Here is a 20,906-nt window from a genome sequence, read left to right as displayed (position 1 = left end):
GGCCGCGAGCCCATCCCAGACCGAAAAATCTTTCCAAACACGACCATGCGATCACGTCTCATATCCAGTATTAGACGCCGTTTCCAGCGCTTATCCCAGAGTCCAGGGCAGGTTGCTCACGTGTTACTCACCCGTTCGCCACTGATCCACCAAGCAAGCTTGGCTTCACCGTTCGACTTGCATGTGTTAAGCACGCCGCCAGCGTTCATCCTGAGCCAGGATCAAACTCTCCGTAAAAAAGAAATGCATACAACCACCGGGAAAACGGGGCCGCAGCGAGTTTGAAACTGACCAAAGAAAAACATCATTACTGACGAATTTCACGCCAACCCCCGGAAGGGTTGGACTTTGATCCAAAGGAATTTCTCGCAATCCAACAAAAGTCAGACCGACGAGGAATAAATTGGCATTTGACAAGTGCACGCTGTTGAGTTCTCAAGGAACGGACGCACCCACAGAAACGATCTCTCGACCTACCCGTGAGGCAGTTCACTTCTATATGTCCACCATGGCAACACGCCAATCACATCTCGCGACGCCCCAGAAAGGGTTTCGCTGCAGTGAGGGTGTGTGCCGATTGGCAGGATCCCAACTGTAGACTAAAGAGTCGAAACTCTCAAGTGCTGGTGTTGGGGACGGTTCGCCGCTTGAGAGGACGCGGGGCCTTTCGGCCGCTCCGCTCTCCCCTGTGGGGCGAACAAGTACTAAGTTACGCGGGAACGACCGACCCGTCGAATCCAGGCACGTCCCGGGCGTGTCGCGCTCGTTCGCGAGGGCACGACGCGGGTCAGAGATACCTGTCCGGCCCTCCCCACCCGCCGACCCAGGCTTCGAGGTGCGGCCGCGCGCCGACGATGTGTGCGCCATCCACGTGCACCGTCACGGTATCGAGCGCGTCATCCGTCCCCCAGCGCTTCGCGCGACGACGCGCCCGTCGGTTCGCCGCACGGCCCACGGTCTCACCCTCGCCGGTGACGAACACGACCCCTCCGACCTCGGCACTCGATAGCAGGGCGAGAGCCCTCGCGAGAGGAGCGGCATCCAGGACAACGATCGGCTGCTCGAGCTCGATCGTCACCCGGGGATCGACGCCCCCCGCGGGGGTCACCCGCGGGTCGGCCGCGAGCAGGGGGTGGTCGGCGGCATCCGTCACGACGCGCAGATGAGGAAGGGCCGCGAGCAGGGAGTCCACGGAGAGGAAGGCGGCATCGGCGGGGATCCCCGTGGGGAGATGTACTTCCACGTCGATGGCTCGTGACAGCAATCCACGGGGCCGCGACCCTTCGATCGGGATCTTCTCGGCCAGGCTGAGGGTCTGCCTGTTGCCCTGCGCGGCGTGCTCTTCGGAGCGGCCGGCCCAATCGGGACCGTCGTGCCAGGCCACGGCATCCGGAACATGAGCGAGCACTCCCCCCGCCTGCCACGCACGGTGCGCCCACTCCCAGTCTTCTCCGCCGTAGGTCGAGAACGTCTCGTCGAACCCGCCTACCTCGTCGAAGAAGGCCCGGGAACACGCGAGTACCGCGCTGATGACGTGACGGTACGACCGGTCGTCGGCGTCGAGCAGATTTCGACTCGCGGCGTAGGCGTCGCGGAGCCAGGCCGGCTCGGTCAACTCGCGAACCGGGCCGAGCGCGGCGATCGGCGCGTCGACGCTCGCTCCCGCCAGGTCGGCGTGACGCCGTCGCCCCACGGTCACCGCCTCGAGGAGCAACGCGGGCAGGCGCGTGAGCCGGCGAACGTAATCGGGCTCCGGCGTCGTGTCGGCATCGAGGAAACACAGCACGTCACCGGATGCCGCCGTTGCTCCGAGGTTCCGCGCCGCGGCGGCCCGGAAGCCGCGGTCTTCCTGACGGACCAGACGCACCCCCGCGGGCACGACCGGTGTCTCGGGCGAACCGTCGTCGGCCACGATGACCTCGAGACGGTCAGCCGGGTGGTCCTGCCGAGCGAGCGCGGTGAGAGTGCGCTGCAGCTCGGTCGGCTGGGCGTAGTGCGTGACGATCACGCTCACGCGCGGAGGCTCGGGCTCGCAGTGGGCGAGCAGGTCCCAGCGATTGCCGGGGACCCACGGCATCCGGTCGTTCCAGGTGTCGCTCATGCGGTGACGGCTCCCCACCACTCCAGATAGGCGCGAGCGGCGTCGGTTCGCCCGAAGGGCACGGGATGGATGCCGTGCCACGTGCTGTCGCCGGTGGCGCGCGCGAACGCGATGGCGTCGGCGAGGCCCGCCTCGTCGACCGTGCTCACCGTGCCGGGGCGGAGAGCGGCCATCTCGTCCACGTACCGGTTGCGCACGGCGAGGGGGCGACGTCCCCAGCCGATCCACGAGGCGAGAGAGCCGGAAGCGGAAACATGGCGGTGCGCGATCACGGGGACGGCGATGCGCCGGACGCGGGAAGCCATGTCGGCCTCGTCGAGCCAACCGGTGACCTCGACGGCGACCCCGGCTGCCGCGGCCCGCCCGACGAAGGCGGAGAGGTCGTCGGCATGCCCGTCCGAGGCTCGACCGAGCACGGTCAGCCTCTTCAGGCCCGCTTCTGCAGCGGCAGCGAGCGCCTCGTCGTGCCCCTTGCCGGGGTAGAAGTAGCCGAGCACGCCGACGGACTCGTCGGGAACGGGGCGCTCTCCGACCGGCGAGGACTCCACCGGCAGGGGAACGACCTCGACCGGGCCGGTCCAGACTCCTTCTTCGCGGAGAAGGCTGCGCTCGTGGGCGCTGTTCACGGCGACGCCCACGGCCGCCTCCGTCACCGCGCGGTAGAACGCCCGGCGACGCGGGAGGTTGCGCGGTCCGTCGGAGGACTGGGGCACGTCGTGGAGGGTGACGGTGAGCGGGTGGCGCCGCGCCAGCTCTCGGACGCGCTCGGTGGCCTCCTCGGGAGAGGCACCCCACAAACGATCCGTGACGTGAGCGTGCACGGGGGTTCCGGGGACGAGCTCGGCGATCGCGTCGGGGGTCACGACGCGGGTCCCGGGGCTCTCGCGCTGCACCTCGACCGCGATCTCGCGGGCGTAGACGGCGACCCCGTGCGGCCCTGGCTGGGCGAGGAGCACGGGGGTGGCATCCATCCCCGGTGTCGAGGCGGTCACGCCGCGGCCGCCCAGGTGCGCAGGAGCGGTGTCATGCGCTCGACGACGGCGGCGAGAAGGGCGGGCCGTTCGCGGTAGTAGGCGAGGTGCGCCTCTTGCACGACAGCCGCGGCGAGGGTTTCGCCGGCCACGATCCAGTCCTCCCGGGGGGCCTCATCGAGCGCCCACGCGTCGACGACCCAGGATTCGAGCGGCGCACGCACCGAGGCGAGGATGGGGCGTCCGGGATCCACGGCGCCGCCCGGGTTTCCCAGAGCCGCGGCGATGCGCTCCCCGAGCGGCAGGAAGACGGCGTTGCCCGGATGGTTGACGGTCCGTATCAGGTCGGCGACGACCGGGACGAAGAGGTCGGATGCCACGATGTCGAGCCCCCTCCCCTCGCGGCGCCGCAACTCGGCGACGGAGGCGTCGGCGATCGAGCGGACGGCGGCCGGGGGAAGCATCGCGGGGACCGAGAGCCCCGACGCCTCGGCGACGGTGCGCACGTCGTGATAGGCGACCAGCGGCGGGTCCTCGGGGAACGCGGGAAGGCGCAGGACGGCGTGGAAGGGATGCAGTCCCGCGTACCGGATGGCGGGGACGGTCACCGACCGCGCGCCGACGGGAAGCGACCCGCGCAACTGCGCGGTGCCCAGGGGCAGGCCACGGTAGTCGTCGCGAATGGGCTGGGCGACCAGGAACGCCGCCTTCGAGAGCAGCGCGTGCAGTCGAGCGGTGTCGGCGGCGTCGAGCTCGTGCACGGCAGGCACCCGGATGGCGGGCAGCGCGTCGGACGAGATGACGAGGCGCAGCGACTCGGCCTGGCAGTTGCCGACGACGATGCCGTAGCCCGCGGGCGGCGCCTCATCGCCGAAGAAGGCGGCGTAGTGCGCTCGGCGCGCTATCACCGCGTCCCCGTGGTCCGCAAGGCTTCCCAGCCCCGCCGTCTCGCCGCCCATGATGAGGAACGTATCCGTCGGTGCCATTGTCGTCACAACCGCCCCGTTGCATTGCGATGTGCCTGGTGATGCGGTACGCGCATCCCTACGCACGCAACGCTCCGAGGAGGAGAAGATCGTCGCCACCACCGTCCCCCTGGTCCGGGTCGCCGCCGTTCCCTCGGCCCATCCGTACGTCACCGCCGTCGCGGACCCCGCCGGCGTCAGGCTCCTCGCCGACCCGCCCCCGCCCGGCGTGCCCGCCGGTCAGTGGTGGCCGCCCCAGGTCCTGCTCCCCGAATGGCTCGAAGCCCACGCAGCGGAGTTCGACCTCGTGCACGTCCACTTCGGAATCGAGTCCTACACCGCGGACGAGCTCGCGCTCACCGTCGCCGCACTCGAGCGTCTGGGCAAGCCGCTGGTCTACACGGTGCACGACCTCGAGAACCCGCAGCTGTCGTCGCAGGACGCCCACCGGGCCGGTCTCGCGGTGCTGGCGCACGCCGCCGACGAGCTGATCACCTTGACGGCTTCCGCTGCCGACGAGGTGGCCGCGATCACCGGGCGCACAGCCACCGTGGTCGCCCACCCCACACTGCTGGGGGAGGCGGAGCGACCGGCGGGCACCGCCCACGACACCGTGCGCGTCGGCGTCCATCTGCGAGACCTCCGGCCCAACATCGACGGCGTCGCGACCACGGCGACACTCGTGCGCGCGATCGCGGACCTGCGGGCGCAGGGCGCGCGGATCGAAGGCGTCGTCCGCATGAACGAGCGCGTCCGCGACGAGGAGGCCGCGGCATCCATCGTCCTCCTCGCCGAGGGATGCGACGGCGTACGCATCGAGAGAGGGCCCCGGCAGGACGACGACGAACTCGCCGCCTGGCTCGCGGATCTCGACGCGTGCCTGCTCCCCTATCGCCACGGCACCCAGTCGGGCTGGGCCGAACTCTGCTACGACCTGGCCGTGCCGGTGGTCGGGACCCGTGTGGGGCACATGGCGGCTCAGCATCCGACCGACTTCCACACCTTCGACCTCGGCGAACCGCTTTCGCTCGAGCGCGCCGTCATCGACGCCACAAGTCCCGCCTGGTCGGTGCCCGGCTCGCGCCGACGCACGGCCGAGATCGAGCGCCGACGAACCGAACGCCTCCGCGAGCTCGAACACGTGCGCCACGCGCACGTCGAGGTCTACCGCAGAGTCCTCGCACGGGAGCTCGCGGCATGATGCGCGACCAACGCCCCCTGCGCGTGCTCGTCGTGGCCCCCTCGCGCTACGCGCTTCGCCAGCCGCACGCCGGCGGCCTCGAAGCGGCCGTCTGGGACCGCGTGCGCTGGCTGCGGGCCCGCGGTCACGATGTGACCCTGTGCGCCGCCGACGGCTCGGACTTCCTCGGCGACACGGACGAGTTCCGCCTGCCGACGCCCGAGTGGACCCGCCCCGAGGATGCCTCGGACACCGACTACCCAACGGGGTACGCCGCCGCCGTTGACGCCGCCTTCGACGCCGCGCGCGACCGCTTGGTCGCCGACCGCCACCTCTTCGACGTCGTCGACAACCACAGCCTCCACCCGGCCCCCATCCGGTGGAGCGTCGAGGCCGACATCCCCGTCGTCACGACCCTCCACACCCCTCCGCTCGAGCCGCTGCTCGAAGCGGCCGCGGAGGTGCGCGACAGCTCCCACCGCTTCGTCGCGGTGAGCCAGGCCACCGCCCGTGCCTGGTCAGTCGAGGGCGTCGACGCGTTCGTCTTCCCCAACGGCGTCGACACCGAACAGTGGACCCGCGGCGACGGCGGACGATCGTGGGTGTGGTCGGGGCGCGTCGTGCCCGAGAAGGCCCCGCACCTCGCCATCGAGGCCGCCCGCGAGGCGGGCGCGCACATCGTTCTGGCGGGCCGTATCGGCGACGTGGACTATTTCGAGCAGGAGATCGTGCCGCGCCTCGGCGCGCACGCGCGGTACGTCGGCCCTCTGCGACAGCCCGACCTGTGCCGCCTCGTGGGATCGTCGGCGGTTGCTCTCGTCACCCCGATGTGGGAGGAGCCGTTCGGCCTCGTCATCGTCGAGGCCCTCGCCACCGGAACGCCCGTCGCCGCGTTCGACATCGGCGGGGTATCCGAGGTGGTGGCCGGGATCCCGGGAACCACCACGGTCATGCCCGGAGACGTCGTCGCTCTCGCCAAGGCCGCCACGCAGCTGGCCGAGACCGGTGCGCGCGAACCCCTCACCCGCGTGTGGACGCGGCGCGCGACCATCCGCCAGCACTCGCTCGTTCAGCGATACCGCGAGGTCGAACGCGTTCTCGCCCACAGCGCGCAGCCGGTTCCCGCCCGCCGGATGCCGGCGGTGTCGTGGTGATCGGCTGGTACATCCACCACCACGGATTCGGCCACCTCTCGCGGTTCCTCGCCGTGGCGCCGCACCTGCGGGAGCCGGTCGTGGCGTTCTCGTCGATGCCGCGGCCCGCGGGGCTGCCCGCCGACATCGAATGGATCGATCTGCCCCCGGACGCCGATCCCTTCGAATCCGCGGACGGCACCACCGTCGACCCGCGTGACGCCGAGCCGACCGCGCGGGGCGCCCTGCACTGGGCCCCGCACGACCACCCCGGGCACCGCGCCCGCCTGGCGGCCATCGCCACCACTGCCGCCGCGCGGGACCTGCGGGCGTTCGTCATCGATGTGAGCGCCGAGGTGGTCGCGTTCGCGCGCCTCCTGGGGCTGCGCACGATCGCCGTGACCCAGCCGGGCGCGCGCACCGATGCCCCGCACGCCCTCGCCTACTCCCTCGCCGATCGCATCGTCGCTCCGTGGGCGCACGGGGCCGTGGCGACCCCGGCACTGTCGGAGCACTCCGACCGCGTCATGTGGACGGGCGGGATCTCGCGCTTCGACGGGCGCGACGTCGACGGCCCGCGCGACGAGCGGAGCGTGCTGCTGCTCGGCCGGATGCTCGACGACGACGCCCGTCACGAGGTCGTCTCGCTCCTGCGCGATCGCGGATGGGAGGTCACCACCGTCGGTCACGACGCCGCGTCGCGCATCGACGATCCGTGGCCGCTCCTGACCCGCAGCACGGTCGTGGTCAGCGCCGCGGGGCAGAACAGCGTCGCCGATCTCGCGGCATCCGGCGCCCGCACCGTCGTGATCTCGCAGGAGCGCCCCTTCGACGAGCAGCACCACACGGCCGAGGCCCTCGAACGCTGGGGTCTCGCTCGGCGGGCGGCGGCGGGAATCGCCCCCGCCGACCTCGTCGACCTCGTCGAACGAGCCGCCCGCGACGCGCCGGACTGGTCGCGATGGCAAGTCGCAGGCGGCGCGCGCCGCATGGCTGCGGCGGTCGAGGCGGTCCTCCCGTGAGGACCGCCGTCATCACGGTCGCCTCGGCCGCACGCCGAGAGCACCTCGAGCGGCAGCGACGCACCCTCGCGGAGGTCGCCGGCGAGATCGTGCGCGTCGAGGCGTGGCTCGACGAGACGCCCCCGGAGGACGCCCCGGATGCCGAAACCCTCACGCTCCATGTGCCGCCGGGGCCGCACGGTCTGCGCGTGGGCGAGGGGCGGAACCGCGCCGCTGCCGCCGCCCTCGGAGCGGGAGCGGAACTGCTGGTCTTCCTCGACGTCGACTGCCTTCCCGGCGCGGGGCTGCTCCCCGCCTACCGGGCAGCCGCGCTGGCGCACCCCGACGCCGTGCTCTGCGGAGCGGTGACGTACCTCTCGAGCGTGCAGCGCCCGGAAACGGCATCCGATCTGCCCTTCCTCGTCCGACCGCACCGCGCCCGCCCCGCCCTTCCCGCGGGTGGGACCCGCGCCGCGTCACGCGACGAATACGACCTGTTCTGGTCGCTGTCGTTCGCGGTCACCGCCTCGACCTGGAACCGCATCGGCGGCTTCCACCCCGGCTACGAGGGATACGGCGCCGAAGACACCGACCTCGCCTGGACCGCGCGCGAAGCCGACGTCGAGATGCGGTGGGTGGGGGGTGCGGACGCCTTTCACCAGTGGCATCCGGTGTCTTCTCCGCCCTGGCAGCACCTCGACGACATCCTGCGCAACGGGGCGACCTTCCACGAACGGTGGGGGTCGTGGCCGATGGGCGGGTGGCTCGACGCGTTCGCGGCGGCCGGGGCGATCGAGCGGCGCGGCGACGGCTGGGTGCGGGTGCGCTGAGGCCTGTCGAGGGGCAACACGCACGACGGAGCCAGCGGGGCACGCTCGACGGAGCTGTGGGCGCCGATGAGCGCGCTCGAGCACGGCATCCGGAGCGACAGGACAACCCCCGCGGCGCGAATCGCGCGGACGGATAGCGTCGAGGGGTCCGGTCCGATCCCCGGACAGGTGGAGACCCCATGGCTGGGTGGCCCGAACACGTCATGTGGTGGCACGTCTACCCGCTCGGCTTCGTCGGCGCACCGATCCGCGACGGCGAGGGGCCGGATGCCGAGATCGAACACCGCCTGGACAGGCTCGAGCCGTGGCTGGACCACGTCATCGGGCTCGGCCTGAACGGGCTGCTGCTCGGACCGGTGTTCGCGTCGGAGACCCACGGCTACGACACCGTCGACCACCTGCGCATCGACCCGCGCCTCGGCGACGACGGAGATTTCGATCGCCTCCTCGCGGGGGCGCGGGAGCGCGGCATCCGGGTGCTGCTCGACGGGGTGTTCAACCACGTCGGGCGGGCGCACCCCGCCTTCCGTGACGCGTCGGAGGACGGACCGCAGCTGTTCCGCGGGCGCTGGGTCGACGGAACGCTCGAGGCCGAGGTGTTCGAGGGGCACGGCGCGCTCGTCGCCCTCGACCACTCGTCGCCGGCGGTCGCCGACCTCGTGGTCGACGTCATGTGCCACTGGCTCGAGCGCGGGATAGACGGGTGGCGACTGGATGCCGCGTACGCGATGCCGACCGAGTTCTGGGCCGAGGTGCTGCCGCGCGTGCGCGAGAGATTCCCGGAGGCGTGGTTCGTCGGCGAGGTCATCCACGGGGACGGACCCGCGATCGTGCGCGCCTCGACGATGGACTCGCTGACGCAGTACGAGCTGTGGCAGGGCATCTGGCACGGCATCGCCGACGGCAACCTCTTCGAGCTGAGCCACGCGATCGAGCGGCACGACGAACTGCTCGCGACCTTCGCCCCGCAGACCTTCGTCGGCAACCACGACGTCACCCGCATCGCCTCGGCCATCGGGGCCGATCTTGTGCCGCACGCCCTCGCCGTGCTCTTCACCGTCGCGGGGACCCCGTCGGTCTACGCCGGCGACGAGTTCGGGTGGACCGGGGTGAAGGAAGAGCGCGAGGGCGGCGACGACGCGGTGCGGCCGGAGTTCCCGGCATCCGCCGCGGAGGTCGGAGACGTCGACGAGCGGATCCTCGAGGCGCACCGGGCGCTCATTGCGCTGCGCCGCCGCAAGCCGTGGCTGTGGCGGGCGCACACCGACGTGGTCGAGGTGGCCAACGCCGCGATCGTGCTGCGTACCGCCGTGGGAGACGACGCGGTGGTGGTCGCGCTGAACATCGGCGACGAGCCGGTGTCGGTGCCGGCCGCCGACGCGCGCACGATCGTCACCGGTGACGGCACCCTCGCCGACGGGCGGGTCGAGCTCGGCCCGCGCGGGTGGGCGGTGCTGGAGGGCTGAGCCTCAGGCGCCGGCGCGGAAGCGGTGCTCGGGGCGGCCGGTCGACCCGTACCGCAGGCTCACCTGCACGAGCCCGCGCTCGGCGAGAGCGGTGAGGTGGCGCTGCGCGGTCGCACGCGAGACCCCGATCCGCTCGGCCACCTCGGACGCCGACGCCTCGTGGGCGCCGAGGGCGGCCAGGACGGTCTGCTCGGTCGCCGAGCGCGCGAGCGAGGGTCCGTCGCGCTCGCCCCGCATCGCGGCGGCCGCTCGGTCGATGTCGTCCTGCGAGAGCGGACGCGAACTCGACAGCAGATTGCGGTATCGGGCGAAGCGGTCGAGGCGCTCGGCGAGCACCCGCGTATCGAACGGCTTGACGAGATAGGCCAGCGCACCGGCCGAGAACGCGCGGCGCACGGTCGCGGCATCCGTCGCCGCCGACAGCACGAACGCGTCGACGTCGAGCGAGCGCACGAGCTCGATGCCGTCACCGTCGGGCAGGTACACGTCGGCCAGCACGAGGTCGGGCGCGTGCGCGGCGACCGCGGCGCGCGCCTCACCCACGGTGCGCGCGGGCTCGAGCGCGACGAAGCCCGGCCGCGCCGCCACCGCGTCGCGGTGCAGTCCCGCCACGCGGAAGTCGTCGTCGACGACCAGAACCCGGATGCCGTTCACTCGCTCGTTCCCTCTCGCTCGCTCGTCCCGCCTCCCACGCCCGGCAGCCGAGCCGCCACCACCGCGCCGTGGTCGCCGCCGCCCGCGTCGACCACCCACACCTCGCCGCCCCGGCGCCGCGCGAACTCGCGCGAGAGCGGGAGTCCGATGCCGAGTCCGTGCACGGCATCCGGATCATCTCCGCGCTCGCGCGGCGCGAAGATCGCCTCGACGTCGGCGATGCCGGGACCCGTGTCGGCCACCGTCAGCACGACCGCGTCGGCGTCGTCGAGCACGCTCACCTCGACCCCGCGGGGTTCGGGAGCGGACGCCGCGGCCGTCACGGCATTGTCGATGAGGTTGCCGAGCACGGCGACCACGTCTTCGACGTCGTCGATCGAGGCGGTCGAGAACGTGTCGTCGGCCACGCGCAGGGCGACGCCGCGCTCGCGCGCCGACAGCGCCTTGGCACCGAGGAACGACTGCAGCATGGGGTCGCCGACGAGTTCGATGCCGGGCACGGCCCAGTCCACCGACCCGCGGTCGACGAGGTCGGCGAGAAACGCTCGCGCTTCGTCGGTGCGGCCGGCGTCGAGAAGACCCACCGCGGCGTGCAGGCGGTTGGCGTTCTCGTGGCGCTGCACCCGCAGGGCATCGCCCATGGCGCGGACGCTGTCGAGACGGCCCGACAGGGCGATGACGTCGGTGCGGTCGCGCAGCGTCGCCACCCGGCCGAGCGTGCGCGTTCCGCGGCGCACCGGACGCACGTCGAGGAAGACCACGCGATCACCCAACGGGAGGCCGCTCGACGAACCCGATCCCGACAGAGCGTCGACGACGGCCGTCGGGAGGCCCAGCTCGTCGAGGCGGTGGCCCACGGCATCCGTGATCCCGAGGAGCCGCTCGGCGGAGGGCGTGCACACGCGCACGACGTCGGCGTCGTCGAGGGCGAGCACTCCCTCGTCGGCGCTCTCGAGAACGGCGGTCTGCGTCTGCACGAGCGACACCAGCTCTTCGGGCTGGACGCCGAGGGTCAGTCGCTCGAGTCGGCGGCGCATCAGCAGGGCGACCACGGCCCCGATCGCCGCGGCGAGCGCCACGGCGACCGCGATCCCACCGATGAGGGCCGGGAGGTCGTCGAACACGCTCGCGCGCTCGAAGCCCACGCTCACCTCGCCCACGGGCGCTCCCCCGCCGGGCGGATACACCGGCACTTTGGCGCGGGCCGATTCGCCGAGCGTCCCCGTCTCCCACGTCACGACCTCGCGCCCGGCGAGCGCGTCGGCGAAGCTCGTGCTGACCACCTCGCCCAACCGGTCCGGATCGGGGTGCGCGAGACGGATGCCGTGGTCGTCGGTGATCACGACGAACAAGCCCTGCGTGCGGGCGGTCACGTCGGCCGCGTACTGCTGAAGCTCACCGCCGCGGAGGCCCGCGGCATCCGGAGTGCCGGGATCGGCCGAATATTGCGCCACGCGCCCGCGCACCTCGGGCGCCTCGGCCACGGAGCGGGCGATGTTGAGGGCCGAGGAATCCGCCTCGGCCTTGAGCTGCTGCACGCCGAGCCACGCGAAGACGGCGGTGCAGACGGCCACGACCACGAGCTGGGTGGCGATCTGCACGAGAAGCATGCGCGTGGCGAACCTCATGTGCACCTCCTCCGCTCCGCGACATCATCGTGCGCGAAATGCGCAGAACACACGGTACGCGCATAACGCCCCGCAATGCGAGCAAGCGCGCGGCCGAGCACCCCGCATCCGTAGTGTCACCGAATCGACGGCGCGCCCCGTGCCGGCATCCACGACGAAGGAGTCGCGATGACCCCCCTGATCCTTGCGGCCGAAGCGGCCGAGTACCCGGTGGCCTACACGCCCGCCGACGGGGTGCTCGTGGCCCTCGGCTTCCTCATGGTCCTGTCGTTCATGGCCCTCATCATGACGCGGCGCTTGACCCCGATGGTCGCCCTGATCGTCGTCCCCACCGTGTTCGGCCTCATCGCCGGCGCGGGCCTCGGTCTCGGGGACATGGTGATTGACGCGATCAGCAAGATGGCGCCGACGGCGGCGCTGCTGATGTTCGCGATCATGTACTTCGGCATCATGATCGACGTCGGCCTGTTCGACCCGCTGATCCGCGTGATCACGCGTGTCCTCGGGAACGACCCGGCCAAGATCGTGCTCGGCACGGCGATCCTCGCGGGCGCGGTCTCGCTCGACGGTGACGGCTCGACCACCTTCATCATCACGACCTCAGCGATGCTCCCCCTCTACCTGCGCCTGGGCATGAGCCCCGTCGTGCTCACCTGCGTCGCGGGCCTCATGAACGGCACGATGAACATCGTCCCGTGGGGTGGCCCAACCGTTCGCGCCGCGACCGCCCTGGGCCTTCAGCCCACCGACGTGTTCGTGCCGATGATCCCCTCGCTCCTCGCGGGCCTGGTCGTCTCTCTCGCCTTCGCCTGGTTCCTCGGGCTGTCCGAGCGCAAGCGTCTGGCCGGATCCGTCGACACCGCCAAGATCGACGGCACCGGAGGCTTCGGTCGGCTCGGCGCCCCCAAGATCTTCCGCGGCGCTGAGCCGAAGCCCGGCGCGGTGGCGTCGCTGCGCACCGGCAACATCGTCACCGTCCGCGGCGGACGCGACGCCGTGGCCGCCGCGCAACTGGTCGACACCGCCGACACCGCGATGGCCGACACGATGCTCGACCCCAACCGCGCGACGCTGCGCCCCAAGCTGATCTGGTTCAACCTCGCGCTCACGGCCGCGGTCATGGTGCTGCTGGTGATGGACCTCTTCCCGCTGGCCTTCGTCTTCATGGTCGGCGCCGCGATCGCGCTCGTGGTCAACTTCCCGAAGCTGCGCTCGCAGGCCGACGAGATCGTCGCCCACGCGCCCAGCATCGTCGGGGTCGTGTCGATGGTGCTCGCGGCCGGTGTGCTGGTCGGCGTGCTCAACGGTACGGGCATGGTCACCGCCATGGCCGACTGGATCACCCAGGTCATCCCCTCGTCGATGGGGCCGTTCCTCGCCGTCATCACCGGTGTGCTGTCGATCCCGTTCACGTTCTTCATGTCGAACGACGCGTTCTACTTCGGCATCCTCCCGGTGCTCGCCGAGAGCGCGGCGAACTACGGCATCGCCCCCGTCGAGATGGCCCGCGCCTCGATCACCGGCCAGCCGGTGCACCTGCAGAGCCCGCTGGTCCCCGCGATCCTGCTGCTCGTCTCGCTCGCCGGGGTCAACCTCGGCGACCACCACAAGAAGGTGCTGTGGCGCGCGACGGTCGTCTCGCTCGTCATGCTCGCGGTGGGCGTGCTCGTGGGCGCGGTGCCGCTGCTGGGCTGACACCGAACGAGAAGGACCCCGGATGCCATGGCATCCGGGGTCCTTCTCGTTTCAGGATCCGAGACTTACACCCGGGCGCCTCGCGGTCGACGCGTCGCCCAGACCGCCGCTCCCGCGACCAGCAGGAACGTCGCCAGCAGCGCTCCCCCGAGCGGGCCCTGCGCACCGGTGGCGGCGAGCTGACCCTTCGGCACGACCGTGATCGGCAGGCGCTGGATGATCGAGCCATCCGCCGCGAAGACGACGATCGTGTGCGCGCCCGCTTCGAGGTCCGCGGGGATGCGGACGTCGAAGACGACCCGACCTGCCGCGTCGGCGACAGGGATGCCGGCGATGCGGATCGGCGTGCTGCGCAGTTCGGCGGTGACCTGCTCACCGGCCTTCAGGCCCGTCACGGTCACCCGCACCGTGCCGCCGCGCTCGACGGTCGACGTCGACACCGAGGCCGAGGGGCCCGCCGGAGACGCCGTCGGCTGCGCCGTGGGCTGCCCCGTCGGGGCGACGGTCGGCGACGGCGTCCCGGTGGGCGCGTCGCTCGGCGAGGGCGACGGGCTGCCGGTCGAGGAACCGCTGGGCGACGGCGACGGGCTCGGCTCCGGGTTCGTCTCCGTGGGGACCTCGCGCGGAGCGACGCTGGTGAGCGTCGGCTTCACGGTCTGGAAGAGCCCATCGGAGCCGATCTGGATCCGGTCGATCGTCGTCTCGCGGTTGGTCCCACCACCGCCCGGGATCGCGAAGCGGTGGTACGCGATGTACCACTCATCGGTGCCCGGCACGTTGATGATCGAGCTGTGCGCCGGTCCGAGGATGCCCTGCGACGGATCCTTCTGCAGCAGGATGCCGCGGTAGGTCCACGGTCCGTCGATGCTCGTCGACGTGGCGTAGCCGACGCGGTAGTCGGGGGATCCGGTGTCGTCGATCGAGTACGTCAGGTGGTACGTCCCGTCTCGGAAGTTCATGAAGAGCCCCTCCCGGAAGTCCGGCAGACCGGTGATCGGCTTGATCGTGCCCGCCTTGATGCTCTTCATGTCGTCGGACAGCTCGCCGTAGACGGGCTTGCCGTTGCCCCAGAACAGGTAGTACTTGCCGGTCTGAGGATCACGGAACGCGGCCGGATCGATCGCCTGCCCGCTGTTGACGCTCTCGCCGTTGGTGATCATCGGCTGCGCCTCGGCGGTGAACGGGCCCTCAGGGCTGTTTGCGACGGCCACACCGATCATCTTGCGGTTGGCGTTCGGCTCGTGGCCGCTGAAATAGAAGTAGTACTTCCCGCCCTTCTCGATGATCGTCGGAGCCCACGCGTTGCCGGTGGCCCAGGGGACGTTGCCCTTGGCGCCGTCGAGCGTGAGGAACGGCTTGTCCGACCGCGTCCAGTCCACGAGGTTCTTGGACTTCCAGACGTAGAAGGTGTTGCCGCCCCAGCCCGGGGTGCCGTCGGTCGTGGCGTAGATGTAGTACGTGTCGCCGAACACCGCGATGTTCGGATCGGCGTACAGCCCCGGCAGGACCGGGCTCTTCATCTCGACTGCCGTCAGCGTCCAGACCGTGTCATCCTGCCCCGCCGTCTTGAGCGTGACCGTCACCGGGGAGCTCAGGTTGCGCAGCGTCCCCGAGGCCGGGGTCGCCGTCGTCCCCGACGCGGTGGTGAAGGTCGGACGGAGCTTCGTCAGGTCGGTGCCCGGCGTCACCGGGAACGTGATCGTTCGCGTCGCCGAGTCGATGATCGGCGCGACCTTCAGGACGCTGGGGTCCTGCAGGCTGACCTTCGACAGCACGCCGGGGTTCGCGGAGGCGACCTCGTCCGCGCTCAGGGCCCGGTTGTAGAGCGCGAACTCGCGAACCTGTCCACGGAGCAGGTTGTCGGCGTTGTAGACCGACTTGCCGATGTAGTTGGCGAGGGTGCGACCGCCGCCGATGTCGCCGGGGCGCACCGTGACGTTGGTGTTCTCCGCCACCTGCTGCCCGTCGAGGTACAGGCGTGCCGTCGACCCGCTGAGCGTGTACGTGACGTTCACCCACCGGTCGCGCGGAAGGGCGGCCGAGGACTGCGCGTTCTGCTCCCCCGACCAGTTGCCCGTGGTGAGCGCCCCGCGCAACTGGTTGTTCCCCGTCGCGAAGAGGTAGCCGTTGCCGGTGCCATCCTGCGCGGTGTTTCCGAACGCGTACAGGAAGTACGGGTTCTTCTGCGCCGCGTCCACACGCATCTCGGCCTGGACCGTGATGTCGGTCGTGCCCGCGAGCACGTTGTCGGGCAGGTCGACGTAGTCGTCGGTGCCGTCGAAGGTGAGGGCGTCGGCGTTCCACACGGCGTTGCCCTTGATCTGCGCATCGCGCCCCGCACCGGAGCGATCGTGCAGGGTCGACCCGGACCCGTCGGTGAAGTCGTACCGCAGGAGCTCACCCTTCTCGTTGGCCGCGAGCGGCTGCGGAAGGTTCGCGCGCAGGGCGGTGAGTTCGGCCTGGGTGACGGGCATGACGGTTCCGTGCCGCGGGCTGCCGGGGAGGCGGTACGAGGCCGGGACCTTCCAGTCCGGGTTGGCGAGGTCGGTGGTCGCGAGAGGGATGTATCCGCGTCCGCCGTACTCGTCGACGAACAGGTAGTACTTGTCTCCGTTGACGTCGCCGGGGTTCGACTTGAAGATGCTCGGGCCCTCGACAGCCTGCGTGCCGGCCTTCTTGCCGATGCACGAGGTGACGAGCTTCCATTGGTCGAGCGGTGCCGTCAGCACGGCCGAGCTCTCCTGGATGATGTCGCTGCATCCGGTGGTGCCGGCGCCCTCGTCCTTGGTGAAGCGCTGGTAGACGCCGTTCGCCTTGATGACGGTGGAGTCGATGCGCGACATGCCGCCCTGCCAGACCTTCGTGTCACTGAAGGTCACGAAGTCGCGCGTGGTGGCGTACAGCATGCTGTTGGCGACGTTCGAGGTGTGGTTGGGGTCGTTCTCGGGGTAGAGCTTCGAGGCCCAGAAGACGACGTACTGGCCGAGCGACTCGTCCCAGTAGGCCTCGGGGGCCCAGGTGTTGCCCGCCGTGTCCGGCGACACCTTGACGTGGCGCTGAGCGCTCCAGGTGACGAGGTCGTGCGACTCCCACACCTCGAGGTACTTGGATCCCGTGCGCTGCGCCCGGTCCCAGTTGCCGTCGCGACCGATCGAGAGATCCGTGGCGATGAGGTAGAACGTGTCGCCCTCGGGAGAGCGGATGAGGAACGGGTCGCGAAGGCCCTTCTCGCCGAAGGTCGAGGTGAGCGTCGGCTGCCCGCTGTTGAGCTCCGTCCACGACAGGGCGTTGTTGCCGTTGCTCGCCGCGAAGTAGATGTTCTCACCCGCGACGGAATTGCCCGTGAAGTAGGCGAACGTGTACCCCTCGAAGGGCCCGATCTGCGCGGCCTTTCGGACGGTCCCGGTGAACGCCCGCGTCGAGGTGACGGCGTTCTTCGTGATGGATGCCGTGAGCGTCACCGTCGCATCCGCGGTCTGTCGCGTGACGACGCCGTCGGCGGTGACCACCGAGGCGTTCGAGGTCGTCCAGGTGACCGGGAGCCCCTGCGAGGAGCCCGGCAGCGTGAGGTTGCCGCGGACGTCATCGATGTTCGTGACCGCCAGTGCGCTGAGCGCGGACTGCACCGCGGCGCTGTCCTCGGGGGTCTTGACCAGGCCCTTCACCTCGGTCGCGGTGAGCGCACGGTCGTAGATGCGGAAGTCACGGAGGCTTCCGGCCAGGCGCTTGTCGGGGGTGTAGTTGGACCGGCCGAGGTAGTTCGCCGTCGTGGTTCCGCCGCCGATCATGCTCGGCAGGGAGGTCGTGTTGGTGTTCTCGGCGATCTGGACGCCGTCGATGTACATGCGCGAGGTCTTCGACGCCGCATCGAGCGTGTAGGTCAGTTTTTTCCAGACCCCGCGCTCGAGGGCGGTGGTGCTCTCGGCCTTCTGCTCGGTGGTCCAGTTGCCGAGGGCGATGCCGGTGCGCGCCGGGTTACCGGTTGCGAACAGGTAGCCGTTGCCGTACCAGTCCGTGGTGTTGCCGAGGCCCCAGATGAAGTAGTTGCCGCTCTGCTCGGGGCGCACGATGACGTCGGTGCTGACGGTGATGGAGTCCAGGCCCTTGAGGATGTCGTTGGGCAGCTTGACGTCGTCGTCGTTTCCGTCGAGACGGGCGCCGTCGGCGCCGGTGAGGGTCGGGCCGCCTTCGAATGTGGCGTTGCGGCCGTTGCCGGAGGTGTCGTGCGCGACTGTTCCGGAGGTCTCGTCGAGGGGGTAGGAGACGACGAGGCCCGCGTCGGCGGCGACAGCGCCGGCGATCACGGGGGCGGTGAGGGGTGCCGCGACGAGGGCGGCGATGACCGGGACGGCGAGCGTCCAGCGAGAACGGCGTCGTGGCGGCGCCGAGCGATCGTAAGGGGTCACGGGGGTGGGGTCCTCTCGTGGGTGCGTCATTGCAGGAACCGTCGTCTTCGACGGTCCTCGCATGTTAGCGCTCACACGCCCAGTCCACCAGCATGGTTACGTCAACAGCCGTGGGCCCGGTTACCCGATGGCATGTCATCACATCGCGTTTCCCGGCCAGCGCGGCATCCCACTCCGCTGACGTTCTCGGCGCGCGGGCGGTGGGGTCTCGGGGCCGCCTCGATCGCCCCGACACGCCGGCGGCGAGCTCGAGGTCAGCGGGGTCGGCGTGAGCCGACAGGCCGTTCGACCGGCGCCGAATCGCGCACGATGAGGCGCGTGGGCAGGGGCGTGCTCTCGCTCACCGTGTCGGGTTCTTCGACCGCCAGCAGCACCTTCTGCATGAGGATCTCGCCCAGGGCGGCGAAGTCCTGCCGCACGGTCGTCAGCGACGGGTAGAGGAACGCCGCCTCGGGGACGTCGTCGATTCCGACGACCCCGACGTCTTCGGGCACCCGCAGTCCGCGTTCGCGGAGGGCCGAGAGAACACCGATCGCCATGTGGTCGTTGGCGACGAAGATCCCCTCGCCGGGGGCGATGTCGGCCTCGCTCGCGATGCGGTAACCGCTCTCGGCCGACCAGTCGCCGTGGACGAGGGCGGTCGATTCGCTGCGCGAGGACGCGAGCTCCTCGCGCCATCCGCGGATGCGCTCCACCGCGTCGGGGTTGCGAGCGGGACCGGCGATATGACGGATCGGACCGTACCCCGCCTCGCGCAGGTGCCGCACGGCGCTGCGGCCCGCGCGATACTGATCGATCGCGACGAGCCGCGGGTGCGGACGACTGGTCGTGGCCGAGGCGACGATGGGGATGTCCAGGTCGAGGGCCTGGACGGATGCCAGCACCTCGGTGTCGACGACGATGAGCACGATGGCATCCACGCGCTGTTTGAGAAGACCGTCGATCGCAGCACGCACAGCGACCGCGTCGCTCTGCGGGGAGCTGATGGCATCCACGTTGTACCGCGCCGCGCGCGCGGCGAAGTTGAAATTCATGGCGATCGACGAGGGACCGTAGTCGACGTTGCCCGGGGTGACGAGACCGATCGTGCGGGTGCGTCGCGTCACGAGGGCGCGCGCCGCCGGCGAGGGGCTGTACCTCAGCTGGGCGATGGCCTGCTCGACGCGCGCTCGGGTGGCGGGACGCACGTTCGGCATGTTGTTGAGCACGCGCGAGACCGTCTGGTGCGAGACGCCCGCCAGCCGGGCCACATCGAAGATGTTCGCCGTGCGCGCCGCTTTGTCGTCAGCCATTCGCCGCCTCACCGGGACTCTCGGGCTTGGCCACGAGAGCCAGGAGCGCATCGGGGGTGAGATCGGCGGCGGGGACGATCTGCGCCAAGACGCCGTCACGCATGACGGCCACCAGGTGGGCGACGCGGAGCACCTCGTCGAGCTCGGCCGAGATGTAGATGATCGAGAGACCGTTGTCGGACAGCTCCCCCACGAGGCGCTGGATCTCGGCCTTGGCACCGACGTCGATGCCGCGCGTGGGTTCGTCGAGCACGATCACGCGGGGAGAGAGCGCGAGAAGCCGCGCGAGGAGCACCTTCTGCTGATTGCCTCCGGACAGCGTCGAGACGGGGCGATCGATGTCCGCGGGGCGGATGTGCAGAGCCTCGACCCAGCTGGTTGCCAACTCACGGCGTCGCGCGGTGCTCATCCGGCGCAGGACGCCGCGTTGCGCCTGGAGGGCGAGGCTGATGTTGTCGAGCACGCTGAGGTCGCCGATGACCCCCTCGGTGCGCCGGTTCTCGGACGAGTAGGCGATGCGACGGCTCATCGCCTCGCGCGGCGAGCCGAAGCGCACGGGAGCACCGTCGACGAACACCTCGCCCGATCCCGGGCGGTCGACCCCGGTCAACGCCCGTGCGAGTTCGCTGCGACCCGATCCGAGCAGGCCCGCGACCCCGATGACCTCACCCTCGGCGAGGTCGAGGTCGGCCTCACGTAGCCGCGGTCCGGCGGTGAGCCCGCGTGCGCTGACGATCGCCGGCCCCTCGCTGTCGTCGACGGTGCGCTGCCCGAGCGGGGCGAGGACCCCCGCGGCGGCGCCCAGCATCTTCTCGACGAGATCGATCCGCAGGAGCTCGCGCGTGGCGTACTCGCCGACCAGATGGCCGCCGCGCAGCACGGTGACGCGATCGCAGATCTCGTAGACCTGATCGAGGAAGTGCGAGACGAACACCACCGCGATACCGGTGTCCTTGAGCTCGCGGACGACGCGGAAGAGCTCGGCGACCTCGTCGGCGTCGAGACTCGAGGTCGGCTCGTCGAGGACGAGCACCTTCACCTCGACCGACACGGCGCGGGCGATCGCGACGAGCTGCTGCACCGCGAGCGGGTGGGACGACAGGACCGACGCCGGGTCGACGTCGACGCCGAGAGCCGCCAGGGCCGACGAGGCTCGGCGGCGCATCTCGGCGTGGTCGATCATCCCCCACCGGCGTGGCTCACGTCCGAGGGAGATGTTCTCGGCCACCGTGAGGTTGGGCAGCAGATCGATCTCTTGGTAGACCGTCGAGATGCCGGCGGCCTGGGCTTCGGCCGGAGACGACAGCCGCACCGGTCGTCCCTCGATGAGGATGTCGCCGTCGTCGAGACGCAACGCCCCGGTGATCGCCTTGATCAGCGTCGACTTGCCGGCCCCGTTCTCGCCCATCAGCGAGTGGACCTCGCCGGCTCGCAGACGGAAGTCGACTCCGGACAAGGCCGCCTCGACCCCGAAACGCACCGACGCCCCGCGCACCTCGAGGAGGGGCGGGGCGACGGCGGCGGGCATGGGGTCCATCATGCCCGCGACGGAGCGAGAGCGCTAACACCGCCGCGGAGCATGTT

14 protein-coding genes and 1 rRNA gene are annotated in these 20,906 nt (G+C 70.6%); 6 read left to right on the top strand and 9 right to left on the bottom strand.

Translation table 11 applies throughout. The features are described 5' to 3' along the window. The 4 genes from BLS25_RS06250 to BLS25_RS06235 form a co-directional block, all read right to left on the bottom strand. Positions 1 to 237 (bottom strand): 16S ribosomal RNA (locus BLS25_RS06250); the annotation flags it as partial. A gap of 550 nt (positions 238 to 787) precedes the next feature. Next, complete coding sequence (locus tag BLS25_RS06245) at positions 788 to 2,101, bottom strand: glycosyltransferase family 2 protein (protein WP_074694791.1); 1,314 nt, start codon at positions 2,099 to 2,101, stop codon at positions 788 to 790. Further along, positions 2,098 to 3,072: a hypothetical protein gene (locus tag BLS25_RS06240; RefSeq protein WP_056224255.1), complete on the bottom strand. Its 975-nt coding sequence runs from the start codon at positions 3,070 to 3,072 to the stop codon at positions 2,098 to 2,100. Before BLS25_RS06240 ends, BLS25_RS06245 begins: the two co-directional genes overlap by 4 nt. Before the next feature lie 17 nt (positions 3,073 to 3,089). Then, on the bottom strand, positions 3,090 to 4,058 hold the full coding sequence (locus BLS25_RS06235) for a WcbI family polysaccharide biosynthesis putative acetyltransferase (protein WP_176786319.1): 969 nt from the start codon (positions 4,056 to 4,058) through the stop codon (positions 3,090 to 3,092). A gap of 31 nt (positions 4,059 to 4,089) precedes the next feature. Between BLS25_RS06235 and BLS25_RS06230 the strand changes: the two genes are divergently transcribed. From BLS25_RS06230 to BLS25_RS06210, 5 genes are all read left to right on the top strand, one after another. After that, positions 4,090 to 5,238: a glycosyltransferase gene (locus BLS25_RS06230; protein ID WP_074694790.1), complete on the top strand. Its 1,149-nt coding sequence runs from the start codon at positions 4,090 to 4,092 to the stop codon at positions 5,236 to 5,238. Then, complete coding sequence (locus BLS25_RS06225; RefSeq protein ID WP_176786318.1) at positions 5,235 to 6,371, top strand: glycosyltransferase; 1,137 nt, start codon at positions 5,235 to 5,237, stop codon at positions 6,369 to 6,371. Before BLS25_RS06230 ends, BLS25_RS06225 begins: the two co-directional genes overlap by 4 nt. Continuing rightward, entirely contained in the window at positions 6,368 to 7,372 is a 1,005-nt protein-coding gene (locus BLS25_RS06220) for a glycosyltransferase family 28 protein (RefSeq protein ID WP_074694841.1), read from the top strand. The genes BLS25_RS06225 and BLS25_RS06220 overlap by 4 nt, the downstream gene beginning before the upstream one ends. Next, complete coding sequence (locus BLS25_RS06215; RefSeq protein ID WP_056224262.1) at positions 7,369 to 8,181, top strand: glycosyltransferase family 2 protein; 813 nt, start codon at positions 7,369 to 7,371, stop codon at positions 8,179 to 8,181. The genes BLS25_RS06220 and BLS25_RS06215 overlap by 4 nt, the downstream gene beginning before the upstream one ends. 179 nt (positions 8,182 to 8,360) lie before the next feature. Further along, complete coding sequence (locus BLS25_RS06210; RefSeq protein WP_074694789.1) at positions 8,361 to 9,647, top strand: alpha-amylase family glycosyl hydrolase; 1,287 nt, start codon at positions 8,361 to 8,363, stop codon at positions 9,645 to 9,647. A 3-nt stretch (positions 9,648 to 9,650) separates the two neighbouring features. Here BLS25_RS06210 and BLS25_RS06205 read toward each other — a convergent pair whose 3' ends face one another. Further along, entirely contained in the window at positions 9,651 to 10,301 is a 651-nt protein-coding gene (locus BLS25_RS06205; protein ID WP_074694788.1) for a response regulator, read from the bottom strand. Continuing rightward, positions 10,298 to 11,929: a sensor histidine kinase gene (locus BLS25_RS06200; protein ID WP_176786317.1), complete on the bottom strand. Its 1,632-nt coding sequence runs from the start codon at positions 11,927 to 11,929 to the stop codon at positions 10,298 to 10,300. The genes BLS25_RS06205 and BLS25_RS06200 overlap by 4 nt, the downstream gene beginning before the upstream one ends. A 168-nt stretch (positions 11,930 to 12,097) precedes the next feature. Here BLS25_RS06200 and BLS25_RS06195 point away from each other — a divergent pair, with 168 nt between their 5' ends. After that, on the top strand, positions 12,098 to 13,624 hold the full coding sequence (locus tag BLS25_RS06195; RefSeq protein ID WP_074694787.1) for a CitMHS family transporter: 1,527 nt from the start codon (positions 12,098 to 12,100) through the stop codon (positions 13,622 to 13,624). Positions 13,625 to 13,689: 65 nt separating this feature from the next. Here the strand turns inward: BLS25_RS06195 and BLS25_RS06190 are convergent, their stop codons facing one another. The 3 genes from BLS25_RS06190 to BLS25_RS06180 all read right to left on the bottom strand — a co-directional run bounded on the left by BLS25_RS06190 (position 13,690) and on the right by BLS25_RS06180 (position 20,859). After that, positions 13,690 to 18,030, bottom strand: coding sequence for a family 43 glycosylhydrolase (locus BLS25_RS06190; protein WP_074694786.1), 4,341 nt, complete (start codon positions 18,028 to 18,030; stop codon positions 13,690 to 13,692). 254 nt (positions 18,031 to 18,284) lie between these two features. Beyond that, the gene (locus BLS25_RS06185) at positions 18,285 to 19,322 is read right to left on the bottom strand and encodes a LacI family DNA-binding transcriptional regulator (RefSeq protein ID WP_056224297.1); all 1,038 of its coding nucleotides are present in this window, start codon (positions 19,320 to 19,322) and stop codon (positions 18,285 to 18,287) included. Continuing rightward, complete coding sequence (locus BLS25_RS06180; protein ID WP_074694839.1) at positions 19,315 to 20,859, bottom strand: sugar ABC transporter ATP-binding protein; 1,545 nt, start codon at positions 20,857 to 20,859, stop codon at positions 19,315 to 19,317. The genes BLS25_RS06185 and BLS25_RS06180 overlap by 8 nt, the downstream gene beginning before the upstream one ends. Positions 20,860 to 20,906 lie beyond the last annotated feature (47 nt).

This window comes from Microbacterium testaceum StLB037 (genome assembly GCF_900104345.1).
GTDB lineage: Bacteria > Actinomycetota > Actinomycetes > Actinomycetales > Microbacteriaceae > Microbacterium > Microbacterium testaceum_A.
Note: the sequence above shows the minus strand (reverse complement) of the source record. Positions and strands in the feature narration are given on the sequence as shown.